Source organism: Bradyrhizobium sp. URHC0002 (assembly GCF_054059515.1).
The window spans coordinates 5,822,019-5,838,714 of sequence record NZ_JBSSCF010000001.1 but is presented as its reverse complement, the minus strand read 5'-3'; the positions used below and the strand labels follow the sequence as shown (position 1 = coordinate 5,838,714).

Annotated in this window: 18 protein-coding genes and 1 pseudogene; 11 read left to right on the top strand and 8 right to left on the bottom strand. The window is 62.7% G+C overall.

Translation table 11 applies throughout. The features are described 5' to 3' along the window. Nucleotides 1-367 precede the first annotated feature (367 nt). The 10 genes and pseudogenes from ACVWVY_RS28545 (at nucleotide 368) to ACVWVY_RS28500 (ending at nucleotide 9,098) form a co-directional block, all read left to right on the top strand. A complete protein-coding gene (locus ACVWVY_RS28545) occupies nucleotides 368-583 on the top strand; it encodes a hypothetical protein (protein ID WP_456629495.1) in 216 nt (71 codons plus the stop codon). 59 nt (nucleotides 584-642) lie between these two features. Continuing rightward, nucleotides 643-1,425, top strand: a complete 783-nt coding sequence (locus tag ACVWVY_RS28540; protein WP_456629494.1) for a peptidoglycan recognition protein family protein — start codon at nucleotides 643-645, stop codon at nucleotides 1,423-1,425. 171 nt (nucleotides 1,426-1,596) lie between these two features. After that, on the top strand, nucleotides 1,597-1,974 hold the full coding sequence (locus ACVWVY_RS28535) for a rhodanese-like domain-containing protein (RefSeq protein WP_456629493.1): 378 nt from the start codon (nucleotides 1,597-1,599) through the stop codon (nucleotides 1,972-1,974). Nucleotides 1,975-2,043: 69 nt separating this feature from the next. Beyond that, complete coding sequence (locus tag ACVWVY_RS28530; RefSeq protein WP_456629492.1) at nucleotides 2,044-2,448, top strand: DUF302 domain-containing protein; 405 nt, start codon at nucleotides 2,044-2,046, stop codon at nucleotides 2,446-2,448. Between the two features lie 61 nt (nucleotides 2,449-2,509). Beyond that, a complete protein-coding gene (locus tag ACVWVY_RS28525) occupies nucleotides 2,510-3,316 on the top strand; it encodes an NAD-dependent protein deacetylase (protein WP_456629491.1) in 807 nt (268 codons plus the stop codon). Nucleotides 3,317-3,637: 321 nt separating this feature from the next. Further along, on the top strand, nucleotides 3,638-4,657 hold the full coding sequence (locus ACVWVY_RS28520) for a TRAP transporter substrate-binding protein (RefSeq protein WP_456629490.1): 1,020 nt from the start codon (nucleotides 3,638-3,640) through the stop codon (nucleotides 4,655-4,657). A gap of 19 nt (nucleotides 4,658-4,676) precedes the next feature. Then, a complete protein-coding gene (locus ACVWVY_RS28515) occupies nucleotides 4,677-6,575 on the top strand; it encodes a TRAP transporter large permease (RefSeq protein ID WP_456629489.1) in 1,899 nt (632 codons plus the stop codon). 28 nt (nucleotides 6,576-6,603) lie between these two features. After that, nucleotides 6,604-8,253: an acyl-CoA synthetase gene (locus ACVWVY_RS28510; protein WP_456629488.1), complete on the top strand. Its 1,650-nt coding sequence runs from the start codon at nucleotides 6,604-6,606 to the stop codon at nucleotides 8,251-8,253. 88 nt (nucleotides 8,254-8,341) lie between these two features. Continuing rightward, nucleotides 8,342-8,617 (top strand): annotated as a pseudogene (locus ACVWVY_RS28505) (hypothetical protein); the annotation flags it as partial. 49 nt (nucleotides 8,618-8,666) lie between these two features. Next, complete coding sequence (locus ACVWVY_RS28500; RefSeq protein WP_456632498.1) at nucleotides 8,667-9,098, top strand: hypothetical protein; 432 nt, start codon at nucleotides 8,667-8,669, stop codon at nucleotides 9,096-9,098. A gap of 16 nt (nucleotides 9,099-9,114) precedes the next feature. Here the strand turns inward: ACVWVY_RS28500 and ACVWVY_RS28495 are convergent, their stop codons facing one another. The 3 genes from ACVWVY_RS28495 to ACVWVY_RS28485 all read right to left on the bottom strand — a co-directional run bounded on the left by ACVWVY_RS28495 (nucleotide 9,115) and on the right by ACVWVY_RS28485 (nucleotide 10,655). Then, a complete protein-coding gene (locus tag ACVWVY_RS28495) occupies nucleotides 9,115-9,747 on the bottom strand; it encodes an antibiotic biosynthesis monooxygenase family protein (protein ID WP_456629487.1) in 633 nt (210 codons plus the stop codon). Between the two features lie 160 nt (nucleotides 9,748-9,907). Then, nucleotides 9,908-10,147 carry a helix-turn-helix domain-containing protein gene (locus ACVWVY_RS28490; RefSeq protein ID WP_456629486.1) on the bottom strand — a complete coding sequence of 80 codons (240 nt, stop codon included), beginning with the start codon at nucleotides 10,145-10,147 and terminating at the stop codon, nucleotides 9,908-9,910. 10 nt (nucleotides 10,148-10,157) lie between these two features. Then, nucleotides 10,158-10,655 carry a DUF2975 domain-containing protein gene (locus ACVWVY_RS28485; RefSeq protein ID WP_456629485.1) on the bottom strand — a complete coding sequence of 166 codons (498 nt, stop codon included), beginning with the start codon at nucleotides 10,653-10,655 and terminating at the stop codon, nucleotides 10,158-10,160. Nucleotides 10,656-10,850: 195 nt separating this feature from the next. Here ACVWVY_RS28485 and ACVWVY_RS28480 point away from each other — a divergent pair, with 195 nt between their 5' ends. Beyond that, nucleotides 10,851-11,375, top strand: coding sequence for a hypothetical protein (locus ACVWVY_RS28480; RefSeq protein WP_456629484.1), 525 nt, complete (start codon nucleotides 10,851-10,853; stop codon nucleotides 11,373-11,375). On the opposite strand, the gene ACVWVY_RS28475 is transcribed toward ACVWVY_RS28480, so the two are convergent. From ACVWVY_RS28475 to tmk, 5 genes are read right to left on the bottom strand one after another with little or no spacing between them, the layout of a single operon-like run. Beyond that, nucleotides 11,372-12,169, bottom strand: a complete 798-nt coding sequence (locus ACVWVY_RS28475; RefSeq protein ID WP_456629483.1) for an MBL fold metallo-hydrolase — start codon at nucleotides 12,167-12,169, stop codon at nucleotides 11,372-11,374. The two genes, ACVWVY_RS28480 and ACVWVY_RS28475, sit on opposite strands and share 4 nt — an antisense overlap. Beyond that, nucleotides 12,166-12,957 carry a TatD family hydrolase gene (locus tag ACVWVY_RS28470; RefSeq protein WP_456632329.1) on the bottom strand — a complete coding sequence of 264 codons (792 nt, stop codon included), beginning with the start codon at nucleotides 12,955-12,957 and terminating at the stop codon, nucleotides 12,166-12,168. The genes ACVWVY_RS28475 and ACVWVY_RS28470 overlap by 4 nt, the downstream gene beginning before the upstream one ends. Before the next feature lie 14 nt (nucleotides 12,958-12,971). Continuing rightward, on the bottom strand, nucleotides 12,972-14,918 hold the full coding sequence (metG, locus tag ACVWVY_RS28465; protein ID WP_456629482.1) for a methionine--tRNA ligase: 1,947 nt from the start codon (nucleotides 14,916-14,918) through the stop codon (nucleotides 12,972-12,974). A gap of 52 nt (nucleotides 14,919-14,970) precedes the next feature. After that, entirely contained in the window at nucleotides 14,971-16,011 is a 1,041-nt protein-coding gene (locus tag ACVWVY_RS28460; protein WP_456629481.1) for a DNA polymerase III subunit delta', read from the bottom strand. Further along, entirely contained in the window at nucleotides 16,008-16,694 is a 687-nt protein-coding gene (gene tmk, locus ACVWVY_RS28455) for a dTMP kinase (protein ID WP_456629480.1), read from the bottom strand. Before tmk ends, ACVWVY_RS28460 begins: the two co-directional genes overlap by 4 nt. Nucleotides 16,695-16,696 lie beyond the last annotated feature (2 nt).

The following is a 16,696-nucleotide window of genomic DNA, read 5'->3' as shown; positions in this document are numbered from 1 at the left end:
CGAAACTATGTTTTGTGTATATTACTTGAGCAAGGGCAGCGCTGTTCGAGTAGCATGCGCGCTTCACCTTGAACCTCCCTTTTTGAACACATCCTCTTTGTCCCTGCCGTCTTGTGGCTCACGGACTTCACCGGTTGGACATCGACAGCGTGTCAGCAGACCCGCCCGTCAACCGAGGTTTAAGGGAAGGTAGCTGCGGTCGGGGTTATCAGACGCTGGCCGCTCGGATCAGAGCCTGGTTGGCCAGCGCTCGCAACGATCATCGATCTGTAGGTTAGTCTCCCAGAAGAGACCAAGGTGCAGACGCAATTTTTTCGCACTCTTCATTCTTCATCGATGTGTTCTTCCTGATGTCGGGGAGGGAAAATTGGCGAAACGTGCAACCAAGTCGAAAGCCCGCAGCAGCAAGGCAGCCAAGCGCAAAAACTCGACCAGAAAGGTTTCCGCCAGAGCGAAGGCTTCGCCTGTCCACGAAGAAGATCACATAGATAATTGCGGTTGCGACGTCGAATACAGCGACAGCGAAGTCACGCCTGACGAAGCGTTGCCCGTCGCCCGAGGTGGCGTGGAAGGCCGACCATAGCCGCAGCACGATTTTGCGTGCTCCACGAGCAGGATTTGCGTCCTTGCGAGGAGAGGGTGATGGCCTTTTCATTGACCTGGTTACCACAAGTCCTTTTAGGCGCCGGGCTCAAAGTAGCGGAGCAGCCAGGATGGCGGACTCGAGGCCGCGGCGACGTCGGGCCGACCAAAGGTGTAATCTGCCATCACACGGCTGGCCCTAAGACAGGGAATATGCCGAGCTTGGGGGTTGTGACAAACGGAAGGCCGGATCTGCCGGGCCCGCTGGCGCAACTGTGCCTAGGGCGCGACGGCACCTATTTTGTAGTTGCGGCCGGCCGCTGCAATCACGCCGGAGTCGGGAATTGGCAAGGCATATCAACCGGCAATACCAATTTTATTGGTATCGAAGCTGAGAATACGGGGTTCGTTTCCGGGCTGAAGGCCGATCCCTGGCCGGCTGTGCAAATGGATGCCTATCGCAGAGGCGTTGCGGCGATCCTGAAGAAAATCAGGGCCAATGCAATCATGTGCTGTGGTCACAAGGAATACGCTCTACCGGTTGGCCGCAAGAACGATCCAACCTTCGATATGGATGATTTTAGATCACGGGTCAGTGCGATCATGGCCGGAACCGCTCCGGCTCATTCAATCATTCCCGCGACGGACTCGGCAAACCGCCCCACCTTGAGACGGGGTGACACCGGAAGGCTGGTTGAGACCATCCAAACGAAGGTTGGTGTGCCAGCAAATGGGACTTTCGACGCGGCTACGGAGGCTGCGGTCAGGCAATTTCAGCGTGACCATGCGCTGGTCCCGGATGGCATCGTTGGCCCCCGCACGTGGGCCTCCATCGCTGCGTAGGTTTATGGATCGGCCAGCGTGGCTCGGATGCTCACAAGTAGCGCGTCGACGCGCTTCTTGCCGAAAGCCACATTTCAGAGGCAGATAAATCGGTGAGACACATAGCCGAACCGACATCAATCATGGTCAAACCAAATCACTATAGATCGGGGCCTTTCAGGGAGAACCAATATGAAGACAGTTCAAACGATGCTCGCAGAAGCGGAAGCCGCCGTGCCCCGGATCAGCCCGGACGAAGCCAAGGGATTGCTGGGCAGGGCTGACGTGTTGTTCCTCGACGTTCGCGAGCCGGCCGAGGTGGCAACCTCCGGCAAGGTGCCCGGCGCGGTCGCCGTGCCGCGCGGCCTCGTCGAGTTCCGCGCCGATCCGGCCTCGGCGATGCACGATAAGGCCTTCGACCGTTCCAAGACCGTGGTCGCCTATTGCGCCTCAGGCGGACGTTCAGCGCTCGTCGGCAAGACCCTCAAGGACATGGGCTATTCCAACGTCCGAAATCTCGGCGGCTTCAAGGGCTGGCTCGATGCGGGTGGGGAGGTGGAAAAGGTCTGATCGGTGCGGCGGCGATAGCGGCGAACGGCCGCTATCGCTCTCCGATGCTTGTTTCTCGGAGGATCTGCAATGTCCGCGGATGGATTGATCACGGTATCAAGCAGTTTCGGTCCCGAAGAGACCATGAAGCGCCTGGAGGCCGAGGTTAGGGCCAAGGGGATGACCATCTTTGCGCGCGTCGACCACGCCGCAGGCGCCGCCGAAGCAGGACTGCCGCTGCGGCCGACTGATCTTTTGATCTTCGGCGCGGCCAAAGGCGGCACACCGCTGATGCAGGCGGCGCAGACGATCGGGATAGATCTGCCGCTGAAGGCGCTGGTCTGGCAGGACGAGGCGGGGAGGACGTTTCTGTCCTACAACGATCCGGCCTACCTGGCGCGCCGGCATGGGCTCGGAGACCACATCAAGCCCGTGGTCGACGCGATGACCGGTGCCCTGAAGGCGATTGCCGCGAAGGCGACTGATCGGCCTTGAGTGTTTAGCTGCAGAGCCACCACTGGCATTGCGGCCGCAGGCGAACTAGATGCCGTCAGGCATGGCAAATTCCGCACTCGAGACCTTCGTCGAAAGGCACCAACGGCTGTTCGTCCTGACCGGAGCGGGCTGCAGCACGAACTCCGGTATTCCCGACTATCGCGACGGCAACGGCGACTGGAAACGAACACAGCCGGTTCGGTTTCAGGCGTTCATTGCCGACGAAAAGACGCGCCAGCGCTACTGGGCGCGAAGCATGATCGGCTGGCGGCGGTTCGGGCAAGCCCAGCCCAACAATGCACATCACGCGCTGGTGCGGCTGGAAGCCGACGGCCGGTGCCAACTGCTCCTTACGCAGAACGTCGACCGCTTGCATCAGGCCGCCGGGAGCAGGGAGGTCATCGACCTTCACGGGCGACTGGACCTTGTCAGGTGCATGGCTTGCTCGACCGCGATCCGGCGTGCCGATTTTCAGGATCAACTGATCCGGCTTAACGCGGCATGGGGCCGGCTAGACGCAGCAGCGCTGCCGGATGGCGACGCCGATCTCGACGGACTGGATTTCTCAGCCTTCGCCGTGCCGTCTTGCGAATGCTGCGGCGGCACCCTCAAGCCCGACGTGGTGTTCTATGGCGAGAGTGTTCCGCGCGATCAGGTAGCGGAGGCTCAGCGGCAGTTGGAGGCAGCCGACGCCATGTTGATCGTCGGCTCGTCCTTGATGGTCTATTCCGGCTACCGTTTCGCGCTGGCTGCCGCGCAGCGCGGCATCCCGATCGCAGCGGTTAACATCGGCCGCACCCGCGCCGATGATCTGCTGGCGCTCAAGATCGAAGAGCGGTGCGAGACGGCGCTTTCATTTCTGCTTTGAGGCTACGCGTATCAGGATGCCGTTCTGCCGTTTGGCGGGCTGCAGGGCGGCTATCCCCATACCCCAGCCAGAACATCCACGATTCGCATAAGGTATATTATGGAATATCTATATGTACAATTAGATCAGATATTTAGCTCAATCTTCTAGCAAACCAAGCCAGCCTGGCGGCTGTACAGGCGTTGGTTTGGCCAAAGCAATCCTGATCCGCCAAAGCCTGTGTTGCCGCCGCGTGCGGACGCTGCAATAAGCGCGCGAGTATGTTGATGACTCGCGACCTCGGGTCCATCGCAAGAACAATAACCCTCAAGGGAGAACCCAATGAGTTTTTCACGACGCACGCTTCTCAAGGCATCCGCTGCGTCAGCGGTTTTGGGCGGCATCGGCGCGCCGCTGGTGGCGCGGGCCCAGGCGAGCGAATTTACCTACAAGTACGCCAATAATCTTCCTGACGGCCATCCCATGAACGCCCGGGCCAAGGAGATGGCGGCGGCGATCAAGGCCGAGACCAACGGCCGGTTCGACCTGCAGATCTTCCCGAACAACCAGCTCGGTTCCGATACCGACATGCTGAGCCAAATTCGTTCGGGCGGCGTCGAATTCTTCACGTTGTCGGGGCTGATTTTGGCGACGCTGGTGCCGGCGGCGTCGATCAGCGGCATCGGCTTTGCGTTCCCGGACTACGACACGGTCTGGAAGGCCATGGACGGGGGCCTGGGCGCCCATATCCGTGGCGAGATCACCAAGTCCAATCTCGTGGTCATGGACAAGATCTGGGACAACGGCTTCCGCCAGACCACGGCGTCGACCAAGCCGATCAACGGCCCGGAAGATCTCAAGGGCTTCAAGATCCGCGTGCCGGTGTCGCCGCTGTGGACGTCGATGTTCAAGGCATTCGATGCAGCGCCCGCCTCGATCAATTTCAGCGAAGTCTACTCCGCGCTGCAGACCAAGATAGTCGAGGGACAGGAAAATCCGCTGGCGATCATCTCGACGGCGAAGCTGTATGAAGTTCAGAAGTTCTGTTCGCTGACCAACCATATGTGGGACGGCTTCTGGTTCCTGGCGAACCGCCGCGCCTGGGAAAAGCTACCCGAGGATGTCAGGACGATTGTCGCCAAGAACATCAACGCGGCGGCCATCAAGGAGCGCGAGGACGTCGCCAAGCTGAATGCCGGGCTGCAGCAGGAACTGGCCGGCAAGGGCCTGACCTTCAACCAGCCCAACGTGGCGCCGTTCCGCGAAAAACTCCGCTCCGCGGGCTTCTACGGGGAATGGAAAGGTAAATATGGCGACCAGGCGTGGGAGCTGCTCGAGAAGTCCGTCGGCAAGCTGTCCTGAGCACAAGTGAGGGGCCGTCGTGGCTCATGCCGAACTGAGCGACGTGGTTGGCGGAGAGGTGGGGCAGCCCCCTCGCCGCCGTTCACTGCTGGCCTCGATCGAACATGCGCTGGGAATGCTGGTCGAGGTTCCGGCGGCGCTGCTGGTCGTCGCCGAAATCGTCATCCTGTTTGCCGGCGTGGTGGCGCGCTATGCCCTGCACCAGCCGCTGATCTGGTCGGACGAACTGGCCTCGATCCTTTTCCTGTGGCTCGCCATGCTGGGGGCCGCGGTCGCATTCCGCCGCGCCGAGCACATGCGGATGACGGCGGTGGTCGCCAGTGCGAAGCCGGCCATGCGTGCCTATCTCGATCTGGTGGCGACCTCGGCTGCGCTGGCATTTCTGCTTCTGATTGCCTGGCCAGCCTGGGAATACGCCTACGAAGAAAGCTACATCACCACGCCGGCGCTGCAGATCACCAATAGCTGGCGTGCCGCAGCGCTGCCGGTCGGCATCGGCCTGATGGCGCTGTTTGCCTTCCTGCGGCTGGCCCGATCGGGCAACGTCCGGACCATGCTGGCTGCGATCCTGTCGGTCGCACTCGTCATCGCGATCTTCTGGCTGCTCAGGGGCTCACTGAAACCGCTTGGCAATCTCAATCTGATCATCTTCTTTGTCGGCGTCGCCGGCTTCTGCGTCTTTGCCGGCGTGCCGATCGCGTTCGGGTTCGGGCTTGCGACCTATGGCTATCTGGCGCTGACCACGGGCACGCCGCTGATGGTGCTGGTCGGGCGCATGGACGAGGGCATGAGCCATCTGATCCTGTTGTCGGTGCCCCTCTTCGTGTTCCTGGGCCTCCTGATCGAAATGACCGGCATGGCGCGCGCCATGGTGGCGTTCCTGGCGAGCCTGTTGGGCCATGTCCGCGGCGGGCTGCATTACGTGCTGGTCGGGGCGATGTATCTGGTGTCAGGCATTTCGGGCTCCAAGGCGGCCGATATGGCGGCCGTGGCGCCGGTGCTGTTTCCGGAAATGAAGGCGCGGGGCGCCAAGCCGGGCGATCTGGTCGCCCTCCTCTCCGCGACCGGTGCGCAGACCGAAACCATTCCGCCGAGCCTCGTGCTGATCACCATCGGCTCGGTGACTGGCGTCTCGATTGCGGCGCTGTTCACCGGCGGCCTGTTGCCGGGCCTGGTGCTTGCAATCACGCTGTCGGCGCTGGTGTGGTGGCGTTACCGGAACGAGGATCTGCGGCACGTCACGCGGGCGAGCGGCGGCGAGATCGCCCGTGCGTTTCTCATCGCGCTGCCCGCCATCGCGCTGCCGTTCGTGATCCGCTACGCCGTGGTCGAGGGCATTGCGACCGCGACCGAGGTTTCAACCATCGGCATCGTCTATGCCTCAATCGTTGGCTACCTGATTTACGGCCTCTTGATCTACCGCAATTTCGACTGGCGGCGGATCATGCCAATGTTGATCGAGACCGCGTGCCTGTCGGGCGCGATTCTGCTGATCATCGGCTGCGCCACCGGCATGGCCTGGGGCCTGACGCAATCCGGCTTTTCGCGGACGCTTGCCGCCGCCATGACCGGCCTGCCCGGTGGTTCGGCGACGTTCATCGCGGTCTCGATCGTGGCTTTCACGATCCTGGGCAGCGTGCTCGAGGGCATTCCGGCGATTGTGCTGTTCGGGCCGCTATTGTTTCCCATCGCCCGCGCCGTGGGCGTCCACGAGGTCCATTATGCGATGATCGTTATTCTCGCGATGGGTATCGGACTATTCGCGCCGCCCTTCGGAGTGGGCTATTATGCGGCTTGCGCCATCGGACGCGTCGATCCGGCCGAGGGTATCCGGCCGATCTGGGGTTACCTGTTGGCGCTGATGGTCGGCCTGATTATCGTGGCGATCTTCCCGTGGATTTCGATCGGGTTCTTGTAAGTCAAACTTTTCAGATGGGACACAGCCGATGAGCGCAGCCCAGAACCAGTACAGCATCGGATTGGACAAGACACCGGCGAATTACGTGCCGCTGACGCCGCTCAGCTTCCTCGCCCGCAGCGCCGCCGTCTATCCCGATCACATCAGCACGGTCTATGAAGGCCGCAGCTTTACCTGGGCCGAGACCTACGAGCGGTGCCGGCGCTTTGCGTCCTGGCTCGCTGGTCGCGGTATCGGCAACGGCGACACCGTTGCGGCGATGCTGCCCAACATACCCGCGATGAATGAAGTGCATTTCGCCGTACCGATGGCAGGCGCCGTCCTGAACGCGCTGAACATCAGGCTCGATGCGCCGTCGATTGCCTTCCAGCTCGACCATGGCGGCGCGAAAATCATCCTGGTCGATCCCGAATTCTCTGGTGTGATCGCGGAAGCGCTGACGTTGATGAAGGGCCCAAAACCCTTCGTTGTCGATGTCGACGATGCGGCGTTTGCGGGCGGCAATCGGATTGGCGAACTCGAATACGAGGCGGCGGTAGCTGTGGGCGATCCGGCGTTCGTCGCAAGGCTGCCGGCCGACGAATGGGACGCGATTGCGTTGAGCTATACCTCGGGCACCACGGGCAACCCGAAGGGCGTCGTGACCCATCACCGCGGCGCCTATCTCAATGCCGTCAGCAATATCCTGGCCGGCAATCTCGGCCAGCATCCGGTGTATCTGTGGACGCTGCCGATGTTCCACTGCAACGGCTGGTGCTTTCCGTGGACGGTGGCGGCCTCCGCCGGCATCAATGTCTGCCTTCGCAAGGTCGATCCGGCGAAAATCTTCGAGCTGATCCCGCAGCACGGCGTCACCCACATGTGCGGCGCGCCGATCGTCTACAACACGCTGATCAACGCACCCGGCGCGCCCAAGGGCAAGGCCGCGCGTCCCGTGGTTGGACTGATCGCGGGCGCCGCGCCGCCGGTGGCCGTGCTCGAAGGCGCCGAAAGCATCGGCGTCAAGCTGACGCATGTCTACGGGCTGACCGAGGTCTACGGCCCCGCCTCCGTCTGCGCCGAGCAGCCGGGTTGGGACGAACTGCCCGCCGACCAGCGCGCCCAGATGAAGCGCCGGCAGGGCGTGCCCTACCCGCTCGAGGAAGCCGTCACCGTGCTCAACCCCGAGACCATGCAGGAGGTGCCGCGCGATGGCGAAACCATCGGCGAGGTGATGTTCCGCGGCAATATCGTGATGAAGGGGTATCTGAAGAACGAGAAGGCAACGCAAGAAGCCTTCGCCGGCGGCTGGTTTCACACCGGCGATCTCGGTGTGCTCGACGAGCACGGCTACGTCATCATCAAGGACCGCTCCAAGGACATCATCATCTCCGGCGGCGAGAACATCTCCTCCGTCGAGGTCGAGGACGTCCTCTACAAGCACCCGGCCGTGCTGTTTGCAGCCGTGGTCGCCAAGCCCGACTCGAAATGGGGCGAAGTGCCCTGCGCCTTCGTCGAATTGAAAGACGGTGCCAAGGCGACGGAGGCCGAGATCATCGCCTTCTGCCGCGGCCACATGTCCGGCTTCAAGACCCCGAAGGCGGTGGTGTTCGGCGTGATCCCGAAGACATCTACGGGCAAAATCCAGAAGTTCCTCCTGCGCAACCAGGTGGATTCGGCGAAAGCGATTTCGGCTTAACGGTGATCATGGGTTTACTGAAGTATTATGCCTTCTCTCAGATGACCGGGGTTATGGGTCCCGGCCTGCGCCGGGACGGCGGACGCTTTTGAATCGACAGGAACAACGATCGCGGGACGGCCCACAGGGCTATCGCAACACCATCATCGCGGCGTCCTGCCTCGGGCTGGTCTGGTTCGGCGACACCATTATCTACATCGTGCTCCCGCTCTATGCGTCAACCTTCGGGTTCGACGCGTTCACGGTCGGCGTGCTGCTGTCGATCAACCGCGTCGTTCGCATCATCGGCTATGGCTGGGTGGCGCCACTGGCGCGCACCTATGGTTCGAACGTCCTGACGGCGGCAGCCTGTGCGGCAGGAGCCCTATCCACCCTCGCCTACGGCCTGCTCAGCGGCTTCGTGCTGCTGTTCAGTGGCATCGGCGATCATCAGCGCCGCGGCGCTCTTGGCATTGCAGCGCGTGGTGATCATCGTGCTGGCGCTGTTCAGCGGGCCGCTGACCGATCGCCTCGGAGCGGAACGATTGCTGCTGCCGTGCAGTCTGGCGGTCGCAGCAGGTCTGGCGACCATTGCAACCGGACACGTCTATTTCGGAACCATCGTCGTGATCGTTTCGCGCGCACTGCTGGCGACGGTGGGGCCAGTCCTCGCCGCACAAAAATCGACCGACCGCATCGCGGCGCTCGCCTCCTTCGCGACCTGGACCGATGTCGGCCTCGCCGCCGGCGCCTTCTTCGGTGTGGTCGGCATCGTCGAGATCGGCTACGCGACGAGCTATTGGCTGCTCGCGGTTTTGTCGGCGGCGGCCGTGCTCTGGTATTCGCGAAGCGTGAAGCCCGTCTGAATGGTGGGCACGGCGCTTACGCGCCCACACTGCTGACCGGCGGATAGTACTGCGGCGCTTCGGTCCGCTCGTACATTCCGTAATCGCGCATGACCTCGAAGATGCGAAAGTACTGGGTTGTCGGATCGGCAAACAGGCGTGCGCCGAATTCGATACCGGCTCGATCGTCCGGTAAATCGACCAAATGCGCAAAATGCTCCTCGCGATAGACGCTTGCGAAAGCGTCACGGCGCCAATCGGTCTCTGCCGCCAGCGTGGCATGCTTCGATTCCGAGGCGAGGATATAGGTCGGCTTGCGCCTTGCGGGGTCGTTATAGGGCGTGCGCCGCTCGGGCTGCCAGACCGGCTGTCCGGGCCTTTGTTCATGAATGACCTGGGCGACGCGGATGCGATAGTCGGAAAAGACCCTCTCGCGGCCGATGGTCTGAACATCATGATGGCGCGCGTGGGCCCGCCACGCCGTCAAAACTCCCTCGTCCTGCCAGATCTGGTAGGACAGCAGCAGGTTCTCCCGCGTCAAACTCCTGAAGCGATCGATGAAGCGGCAGCCGCCCATCGCCTCGAGATCTGGCTTCAGCGACGCCGCGAGATCGAGATATTGATTGCGGTGCCCGGGCCTTGTCTGAACTTCAAAGAACAGGCCAATCATCAAACTCCTCCGCGGCCTGCGATCGTGTTTGGATGCGCGACCTTCTCTGTCTGAGTTCTCAAGCGCCAGCTTCATTCCGTCATAGGCCGGTATGACGCCAGGCGAAAGGGCCTGCCGGGGTGTCATTTAGTCTAGAATGTGTGTCGGCGAGGACGGCGCGTTAGCCGCGCGCGCGACGGGCGGGCTCGGTGCCCGCGGCATCGCGATATTCCAGTATGTCGCCGGGCTGGCAGTCCAGCGCCTCGCAGATCAGCGCGAGCGTGTCGAAGCGCACGCCCTTGACCTTGCCCGACTTCAGCAGCGAGACGTTCTGTTCAGTGATTCCAATGCGTTCGGCGAGCTCCTTCGAGCGCATCTTCCGCCGCGCCAGCATGACGTCGAGATTGACGGTGATCGGCATCGCTATCCCCTCAGACGAAGGACGCATTTTCATCAGCGATACGGGTTGCTTCCACCATGACCCAGGCGACCGCCAGCAGCACGCCGCCGACAATCAGCGCCAGATAGTCGTGCACCGACAGGGCGATAACAAGCTGGCGGCTGCCCGGCGGATTGTTCAATGTGAGCGCGATTGACAACGCCGTCGACGAGATCGGTCCAAGGACGGCTTGCGCCAGCACGGCCCCGGCAAAATCACGCAGCAGGCGGGCGCTCGCCAGCGTGAATACTTGACCATTGGCGAAATTCAGGAAGAGCGCGCGGACCTGCCACAGCCCGAACAGCAAGACACCGACCGGAACGGCGGTGATGGCTGCAGCGGCGATCAGGTGCCCCGGCGACAATGAAAGGTCGTGCCCTGCCTGGCCCAGTCGCGCCAACAGGAGGTTTCGCGTCCAGTCGGGAACGAGAAATACCAGGATCATGGCGACGGCGATCAGCAACATGCCAAGCGTGGTCAGCATCGCCATAGCCTTGGAGAAGCGTCGGAGTCGATCCGAGTGGTTGAATGGGGTCATTGGGCCAATCCTATTGACGCGAGACATAATTATCGTATTACGATAAATTATCATCGTCAATATGGTTGCTCCCAATGAACTCCAGATTTCTGCTGCACCGTCTCCCGCGCGTTCTGTCGATATTGGCGATGGCTGGCTGCAGCCCATATGCCTGTCACCTCGATGGTCAGGCTCGCCCGCGTCGACTTCGAGACCTCGGACCCCGTGCAACTGCGCGCCGCGATCAAATTGCCGCGCACCCTGCGGCCCCGGCCAAATGGTGTTGCGTTGCGGATTGCGGTGCAGGTCGGGCGCACGCCTGAGGAAGCGCGCGACTTCATACTGCGTGAGATACCCGAACCAGCCGAGCTGACGCGTGAGGCCAGCGCCGATAGCCACATCTTCGCCTATCGCATCGACGATTCCGATCTCGCCCGCCTCGCGGCCTTTCGCGCTGAGCTGATTGCCAGGAAAAGTTCGGCCCAAAGCTCGGGCCAGAAAGGCTCGATCTCGATTTCGGTACGGCCGCAAGCATGCAAGGCGGGCGAGCTGCCGGACGGCGCGATCTACTTCACCACCTATCTGAGAACAGCGGAGACGAAAGACTATGTGGCGCTTGCCCGCGACGTCGATCTGCGCTCGATCGTACCGAACGCCGCCGTAGTCGCCGAGATCCCGCGCTGTGTGTCCTAGCCGAGCTCCAGCCGCATTCCGTCATAGGCCGGGATCACGCCGGCCGGCAGGCTCTGGCGCAGCACCTCGTAATCGAGATCGGAATGCATGTTGGTGATGACGGCGCGCTTCGGCTTGAAGCGATCGATCCATGACAGCGCGTCGCTGACGCTGAAATGGCTGGGATGGCCGGCATAGCGCAGCCCGTCGACGATCCAGAGATCGAGGTTCTCCAGCGCCGGCCAGCTCTCCGCAGGGATGTCGTGGAGGTCGGGCGTGTAGGCGGCGGCCCCGACACGGAAGCCCAACGCGGGAATCCTGCCGTGATGAACCAGGAAGGCGGAGAGTTTCACCGGTCCGCCCTTCCCTTCGACCTCATGACTCTCGCCCGCTTCGATCGAATGCCGCGTCAGGATCGGCGGATAGTCGCTGCCCTCGGGCGCGATGAAGCAATATGAGAACCGCGCCATGATGTCTTTGGCGGTCGACTGGTTGAAATAGACCGGAATGCGCCGGCGCTGGTGCAGCACGACCGAACGCAGATCGTCGATGCCGTGGGTCTGGTCGGCATGTTCATGTGTCAGGTACACCGCGTCGATGTGATCGACATTGGCGTCGATCAACTGCTCGCGCAGGTCGGGCGAGGTGTCGATGACGATCCGTGTGGTGCCGTGCGCGCCGGTACGCTCGACTAGCAGCGAGCAGCGGCGACGGCGGTTTTTTGGATTGTTGGGATCGCAGGCGCCCCAGCCGAGGGCCGGACGCGGCACGCCTGCCGAAGAACCGCAGCCGAGGATTGTCAGCGTCACCGTCATGCCGCGGCCTTTCGTGCCGGCACTTTTGAAAATAGCCGGAAGAAGTTTTCAGTGGTCTGCCGCGAGATTTCTTCCAGCGAGACGCCGCGCGTTTCTGCCAGCACTTTTGCGACTTCGACGACGTAGGACGGCTCGTTGCGCTTGCCGCGAAACTTGCCGGGCGCCAGATACGGCGAGTCGGTTTCGACCATGATGCGATCAGCCGGGAGCTCGGCGGCGAGCTCGCGCAAGGCTTCGGACTTCTTGAACGTCAAAATGCCCGTGAACGAAATCGACAGGCCGAGACCAATCGCCTTCATCGCCAGTTCGCGCCCGCCGGTGTAGCAATGCAGTACCGCGCGGAACGCTCCCTTGGCCACTTCCTCCTCGAGAATGCGGCCGCAATCTTCGTCCGCCTCGCGGGTGTGGATCACGAGCGGCAGTCCGGTGGCGCGGGCGGCTGCGATATGCGCACGAAAACCGCGCTCCTGCGCTTCGCGGGAGCCATGCTCATAGAAATAATCCAATCCCGCCTCGCCCAGCGCCACGACCTTCGGGTGCCTGGTTAGCTCGATCAGCTCGCTCGCTGGAATGCCGTCTTCCTCATCGGCGTGATGCGGGTGGGTGCCGACCGAGCAATAGACGTTCGGAAATCGCTCGGCGATAGCCAGCAGCCCGCCGAGCCGCTTCACCCGGGTCGAGATGGTGACGATGCGGCCGATCCCGGCGGTCTCGGCGCGCGCAACGATGCCGTCGAGATCTTCGGCAAAATCCGGAAAGTCGAGATGGCAGTGGCTGTCGACGAGCATGGCTTGCAAACGGTTCAATCCGCCTTTGGTTCGACGTAGCGCGGAAACACGCCGACCGGCGGCGGCAGGGTTGCGCCGGCTTTGATCCGCGTGCTGAGCGCTGCGAAGTCTCGCGCGTCCTGGGGAACGGCGAGGCTGTCGAGCAGCTTGCTCGAGGCATCCGGCATCACCGGCTGGGTCAGGATGGCGACCTGCCGCACGACTTCTGCCGTCACATACAATACGGTTTTCTGTCGTGCCGGATCGGTCTTGGCCAGCGCCCACGGCGCTTCGCCCGCGAAATAGCGGTTGGCTTCGGCGACCACGGACCACACCACGTTCAGCCATTGATGGATCTGCTGGCTGGCCATCGCGGTCCGCGATGCCGCCAGCATGGCGTCTGCCTCCGCCAGGATCTCCTTGTCGTTGTCGGTGAATTCGCCGGGCTCCGGCAGCACGCCGCCAAGTTGCTTTGCGATCATCGACAGCGAGCGCTGCGCCAGGTTGCCGAGATCGTTGGCGAGGTCGGCATTGATGCGCGCAACGATGGCCTCATGGTTGTAGTTGCCGTCCTGTCCGAACGGCACCTCGCGCAGGAAGAAATAGCGCATCTGGTCGACGCCGTACTGATCGGCCAGATTGAAGGGATCGACGACGTTGCCGACCGACTTCGACATCTTCTCGCCCCTGTTGAACAGGAAGCCGTGCGCATAGACCCGCTTCTGTACGGGAATGCCGGCCGAAATCAGAAACGCCGGCCAATACACCGCGTGGAAGCGGATGATGTCCTTGCCGATGATGTGCACATCCGCCGGCCAGTATCGCCAGTTCGAAGCGCTCTCGTCGGGGAAGCCGACCCCGGTGATGTAGTTGGTCAGCGCATCGACCCAGACATACATCACGTGCTCGGGATCATCAGGCACCTTGACGCCCCAATCGAAGGTGGTGCGCGAGATCGAGAGGTCTTTCAAGCCACCCTTCACGAAACTGATGACCTCGTTGCGGCGCGAATCCGGTCCGATGAAGTCCGGCTGGCTCTCGTATAGCGCCAGCAGGCGGTCCTGATAGGCGGACAGCTTGAAGAAGTAGCTCTTCTCCTCGACCCATTCGACCGGCGAGCCCTGCGGGCCGCGGCGCACCTGGTCCTCACCGAGGACGGTTTCCTCTTCGGCGTAATAGGCTTCGTCGCGCACCGAATACCAGCCGGCATAGGTGTCGATGTAGATGTCGCCGTTCTGCTGCATCCGGCTCCAGACCACCTGGACCGAACGATGGTGCTCGGGCTCCGTGGTGCGGATGAAGCGGTCGAACGACACATTGAGCCGCTCGTCCATTTCCTTGAACCGCCCGGCATTACGTGCGGCGAGTTCGGCGACGCCAAGCCCCTCGCTCTCGGCGGTCTGCACCATCTTCAGGCCGTGCTCGTCGGTGCCGGTGAGGAAGAACACATCCTTGCCGTTGAGCCGCTGAAACCGCGCCAGCGCATCGGTCGCGATCGCCTCGTAGGCGTGGCCGATATGCGGAATGCCGTTGGGATAGGCAATCGCGGTGGTGATGAAATAGGTGTCGCGCTCGGCAGCCACCGCCGGTTGGGCGGCGGCAGCCGGCTTCGCGCGCGGCGTGGTTGGTTTTGCACGTTTAGCTACGGGGGCCGCCGGTACGACGGGATTCGTTTCTTGCGCCGCTACCGCGCCCGTCTTCGTCGTCTTGTCCGCGGATTTCTTTGCCGATTTTTTGGCAGGCTTCTTGGCAGACTTCGTGACTGTTTTCTTCGCAGCCTTTTTGGGTGACTTCGGCGCGGCTTTCTTTGCAGCCTTCTTCGACGCCTTGCCGGACTTCTTCACGACGCGCTTGCTCTTCGTCGCACCCTTCTTGGCGGCACGCTTTTTCGCCGCGGCCTTCTTGCTGGCGCGGGCGGGCAGCGCTTTACGAGTCTTCTTCGCCTTGCCCTTTTTCGAAGCTTTCTTTCCAGCCTTCGCCACCACGAATTCCTTTTCAACTCAACGATATCAGGGATTATTGTTGGACGGAGCGTTACCGCGTCGCTTCCGCGAGCATCCCAAACACCGAGAAAACCAGCGGTTTTCGCTCCAGATTATAGGATTCGGTGTCGCGCGCGGCGCGGACGATCTTTTCCCATACCTCAGCCAGCCGTGCAAGGCGGGGCAGATTCGCGTTGGCGTCGCCAGTGCGCAGCTTTTCGCCGATCCAGCGATCGATGCCGTCAATGAAAGCCGCCAGCGCCACCCGGTCGCTGGTGCCAAGCGCGTCGCCCAGCGCGTGCAGCTCGCGCGGGTCGACCTGCGGCAGCGTCGCCAGCAGCGCTGCGGTCCGCTGCTGCAGCTTCAGCGCATCGCCGCCGAGCAGCGTCAGCGCGCGCGACACGCTCCCCTCCGAGGCATCGGCCGCCTCCGATAGCGCCGGATCGTCGGGTGCAATGTCAGCGGCCCGCACCGCCGCGCGAATGACGTCGTCGGTCGCGAGCGGCCTCAGTGGCAACTTCCGGCAACGGGACAGGATCGTCGGCAAGGCCCGCGCCGGCGAATGGCTGACAAGCAGGAACAGCGATCGTTGCGGCGGCTCTTCGAGGATCTTGAGCAGCGCGTTGGCGGCGTTCGGATTGAGCTCGTCGACGGTGTCGACAATGCAGACCCGCCAGCCGTCCACCGCCGCGGTCGAGCCGAAGAACGAGATCGTCTCCCGCGTCTCGTCGACGGTAATCACGGTCCGCATCACGCCGCGATCGTTGAGGCCGCGTTCCAGCACCAGCAGTCCGCCATGCGCACCAGCCCTGATCTGACGCGCGACGGGATCATTCGGATCGAGCGCGAGCGTCTCGGCCTGTTGCACCGAAGGCGCCATGGGCCTGGAATTCGCGAGCACGAAGCGGGCCATGCGATAGGCCAGCGTCGCCTTGCCGATGCCCTGCGGACCGCCGATCAGCCAGGCATGCGGAATGCGCCCACTGCGATAGGCATTGAGCAATGCCATCTCGGCCTCGTGATGGCCGAACAGATCGGCGGTTACGCGGGGATGCCTGACCGCCACTTCCTGCTCGGTCTTGCGCGCGCTCATGCTGTGTCCGCCGGGCTCGGGGCCGCGAACACATGATCGCGCAGTGCAGTCCAGACGCGGGCAGCGACCGTGCCGGCATCGGCGTTGGCGTCGATCAGCACGCAGCGCTGCGGGTCTTCGGCGGCGATCTGCCGGTAGGCGTCGCGAAGATCCTGATGAAACTGGAGGTCTTCCGACTCGAAACGGTCAGGCACGCCGCTGCCGCGGCGCGCGGCCGCGCGCTGTAGACCTACTTCAACCGGGATATCCAGAATGATGGTCAGGTCCGGCTTGAGATCGCCGATGGTGACGCGCTGCATGGCGTTGAGCACGCCCGGCGCTACCTGCCCCAGGCGGCCCTGATAGGCGCGGGTCGAATCCGAGAAGCGGTCGCACAGCACCCACGTTCCCTGCCCGAGCGCCGGCTGGATGACGGTGCGAACGTGATCGTCGCGGGCGGCTGCGAACAGCAACGTCTCTGCGTCCGGTCCAAGCAGCTTGCCCATTCCCGACAGCACGAGATGCCGCATGATTTCCGCGCCCGGCGAGCCTCCGGGCTCCCGGGTAACGATGGCGCGCAGCTTTTCCGCCCCGAGACGCTCGGCGAGCTTCTTGATCTGCGTAGACTTTCCGGAGCCCTCGCCGCCTTCAAACGTGATGAACTTCCCGCGTCCGGAGGGCCGCTGCAGCGTTGCCTGGGTCATGC

Excerpts from the sequence above, each read along its gene's own strand:
- ACVWVY_RS28470 (WP_456632329.1), bottom strand. The coding sequence starts at position 12,957 with ATGCTCGTCGACAGCCACTGCCATCTCGACTTTCCGGATTTTGCCGAA.
- ACVWVY_RS28540 (WP_456629494.1), top strand. The coding sequence starts at position 643 with ATGGCCTTTTCATTGACCTGGTTACCACAAGTCCTTTTAGGCGCCGGG.
- ACVWVY_RS28485 (WP_456629485.1), bottom strand. The coding sequence starts at position 10,655 with ATGGCGATGCTGACCACGCTTGGCATGTTGCTGATCGCCGTCGCCATG.
- ACVWVY_RS28480 (WP_456629484.1), top strand. The coding sequence starts at position 10,851 with ATGCCTGTCACCTCGATGGTCAGGCTCGCCCGCGTCGACTTCGAGACC.
- ACVWVY_RS28520 (WP_456629490.1), top strand. The coding sequence starts at position 3,638 with ATGAGTTTTTCACGACGCACGCTTCTCAAGGCATCCGCTGCGTCAGCG.
- ACVWVY_RS28535 (WP_456629493.1), top strand. The coding sequence starts at position 1,597 with ATGAAGACAGTTCAAACGATGCTCGCAGAAGCGGAAGCCGCCGTGCCC.
- ACVWVY_RS28525 (WP_456629491.1), top strand. The coding sequence starts at position 2,510 with ATGGCAAATTCCGCACTCGAGACCTTCGTCGAAAGGCACCAACGGCTG.
- ACVWVY_RS28510 (WP_456629488.1), top strand. The coding sequence starts at position 6,604 with ATGAGCGCAGCCCAGAACCAGTACAGCATCGGATTGGACAAGACACCG.
- tmk (WP_456629480.1), bottom strand. The coding sequence starts at position 16,694 with ATGACCCAGGCAACGCTGCAGCGGCCCTCCGGACGCGGGAAGTTCATC.
- ACVWVY_RS28475 (WP_456629483.1), bottom strand. The coding sequence starts at position 12,169 with ATGACGGTGACGCTGACAATCCTCGGCTGCGGTTCTTCGGCAGGCGTG.
- ACVWVY_RS28530 (WP_456629492.1), top strand. The coding sequence starts at position 2,044 with ATGTCCGCGGATGGATTGATCACGGTATCAAGCAGTTTCGGTCCCGAA.
- ACVWVY_RS28495 (WP_456629487.1), bottom strand. The coding sequence starts at position 9,747 with ATGATTGGCCTGTTCTTTGAAGTTCAGACAAGGCCCGGGCACCGCAAT.
- ACVWVY_RS28460 (WP_456629481.1), bottom strand. The coding sequence starts at position 16,011 with ATGAGCGCGCGCAAGACCGAGCAGGAAGTGGCGGTCAGGCATCCCCGC.
- ACVWVY_RS28490 (WP_456629486.1), bottom strand. The coding sequence starts at position 10,147 with ATGCCGATCACCGTCAATCTCGACGTCATGCTGGCGCGGCGGAAGATG.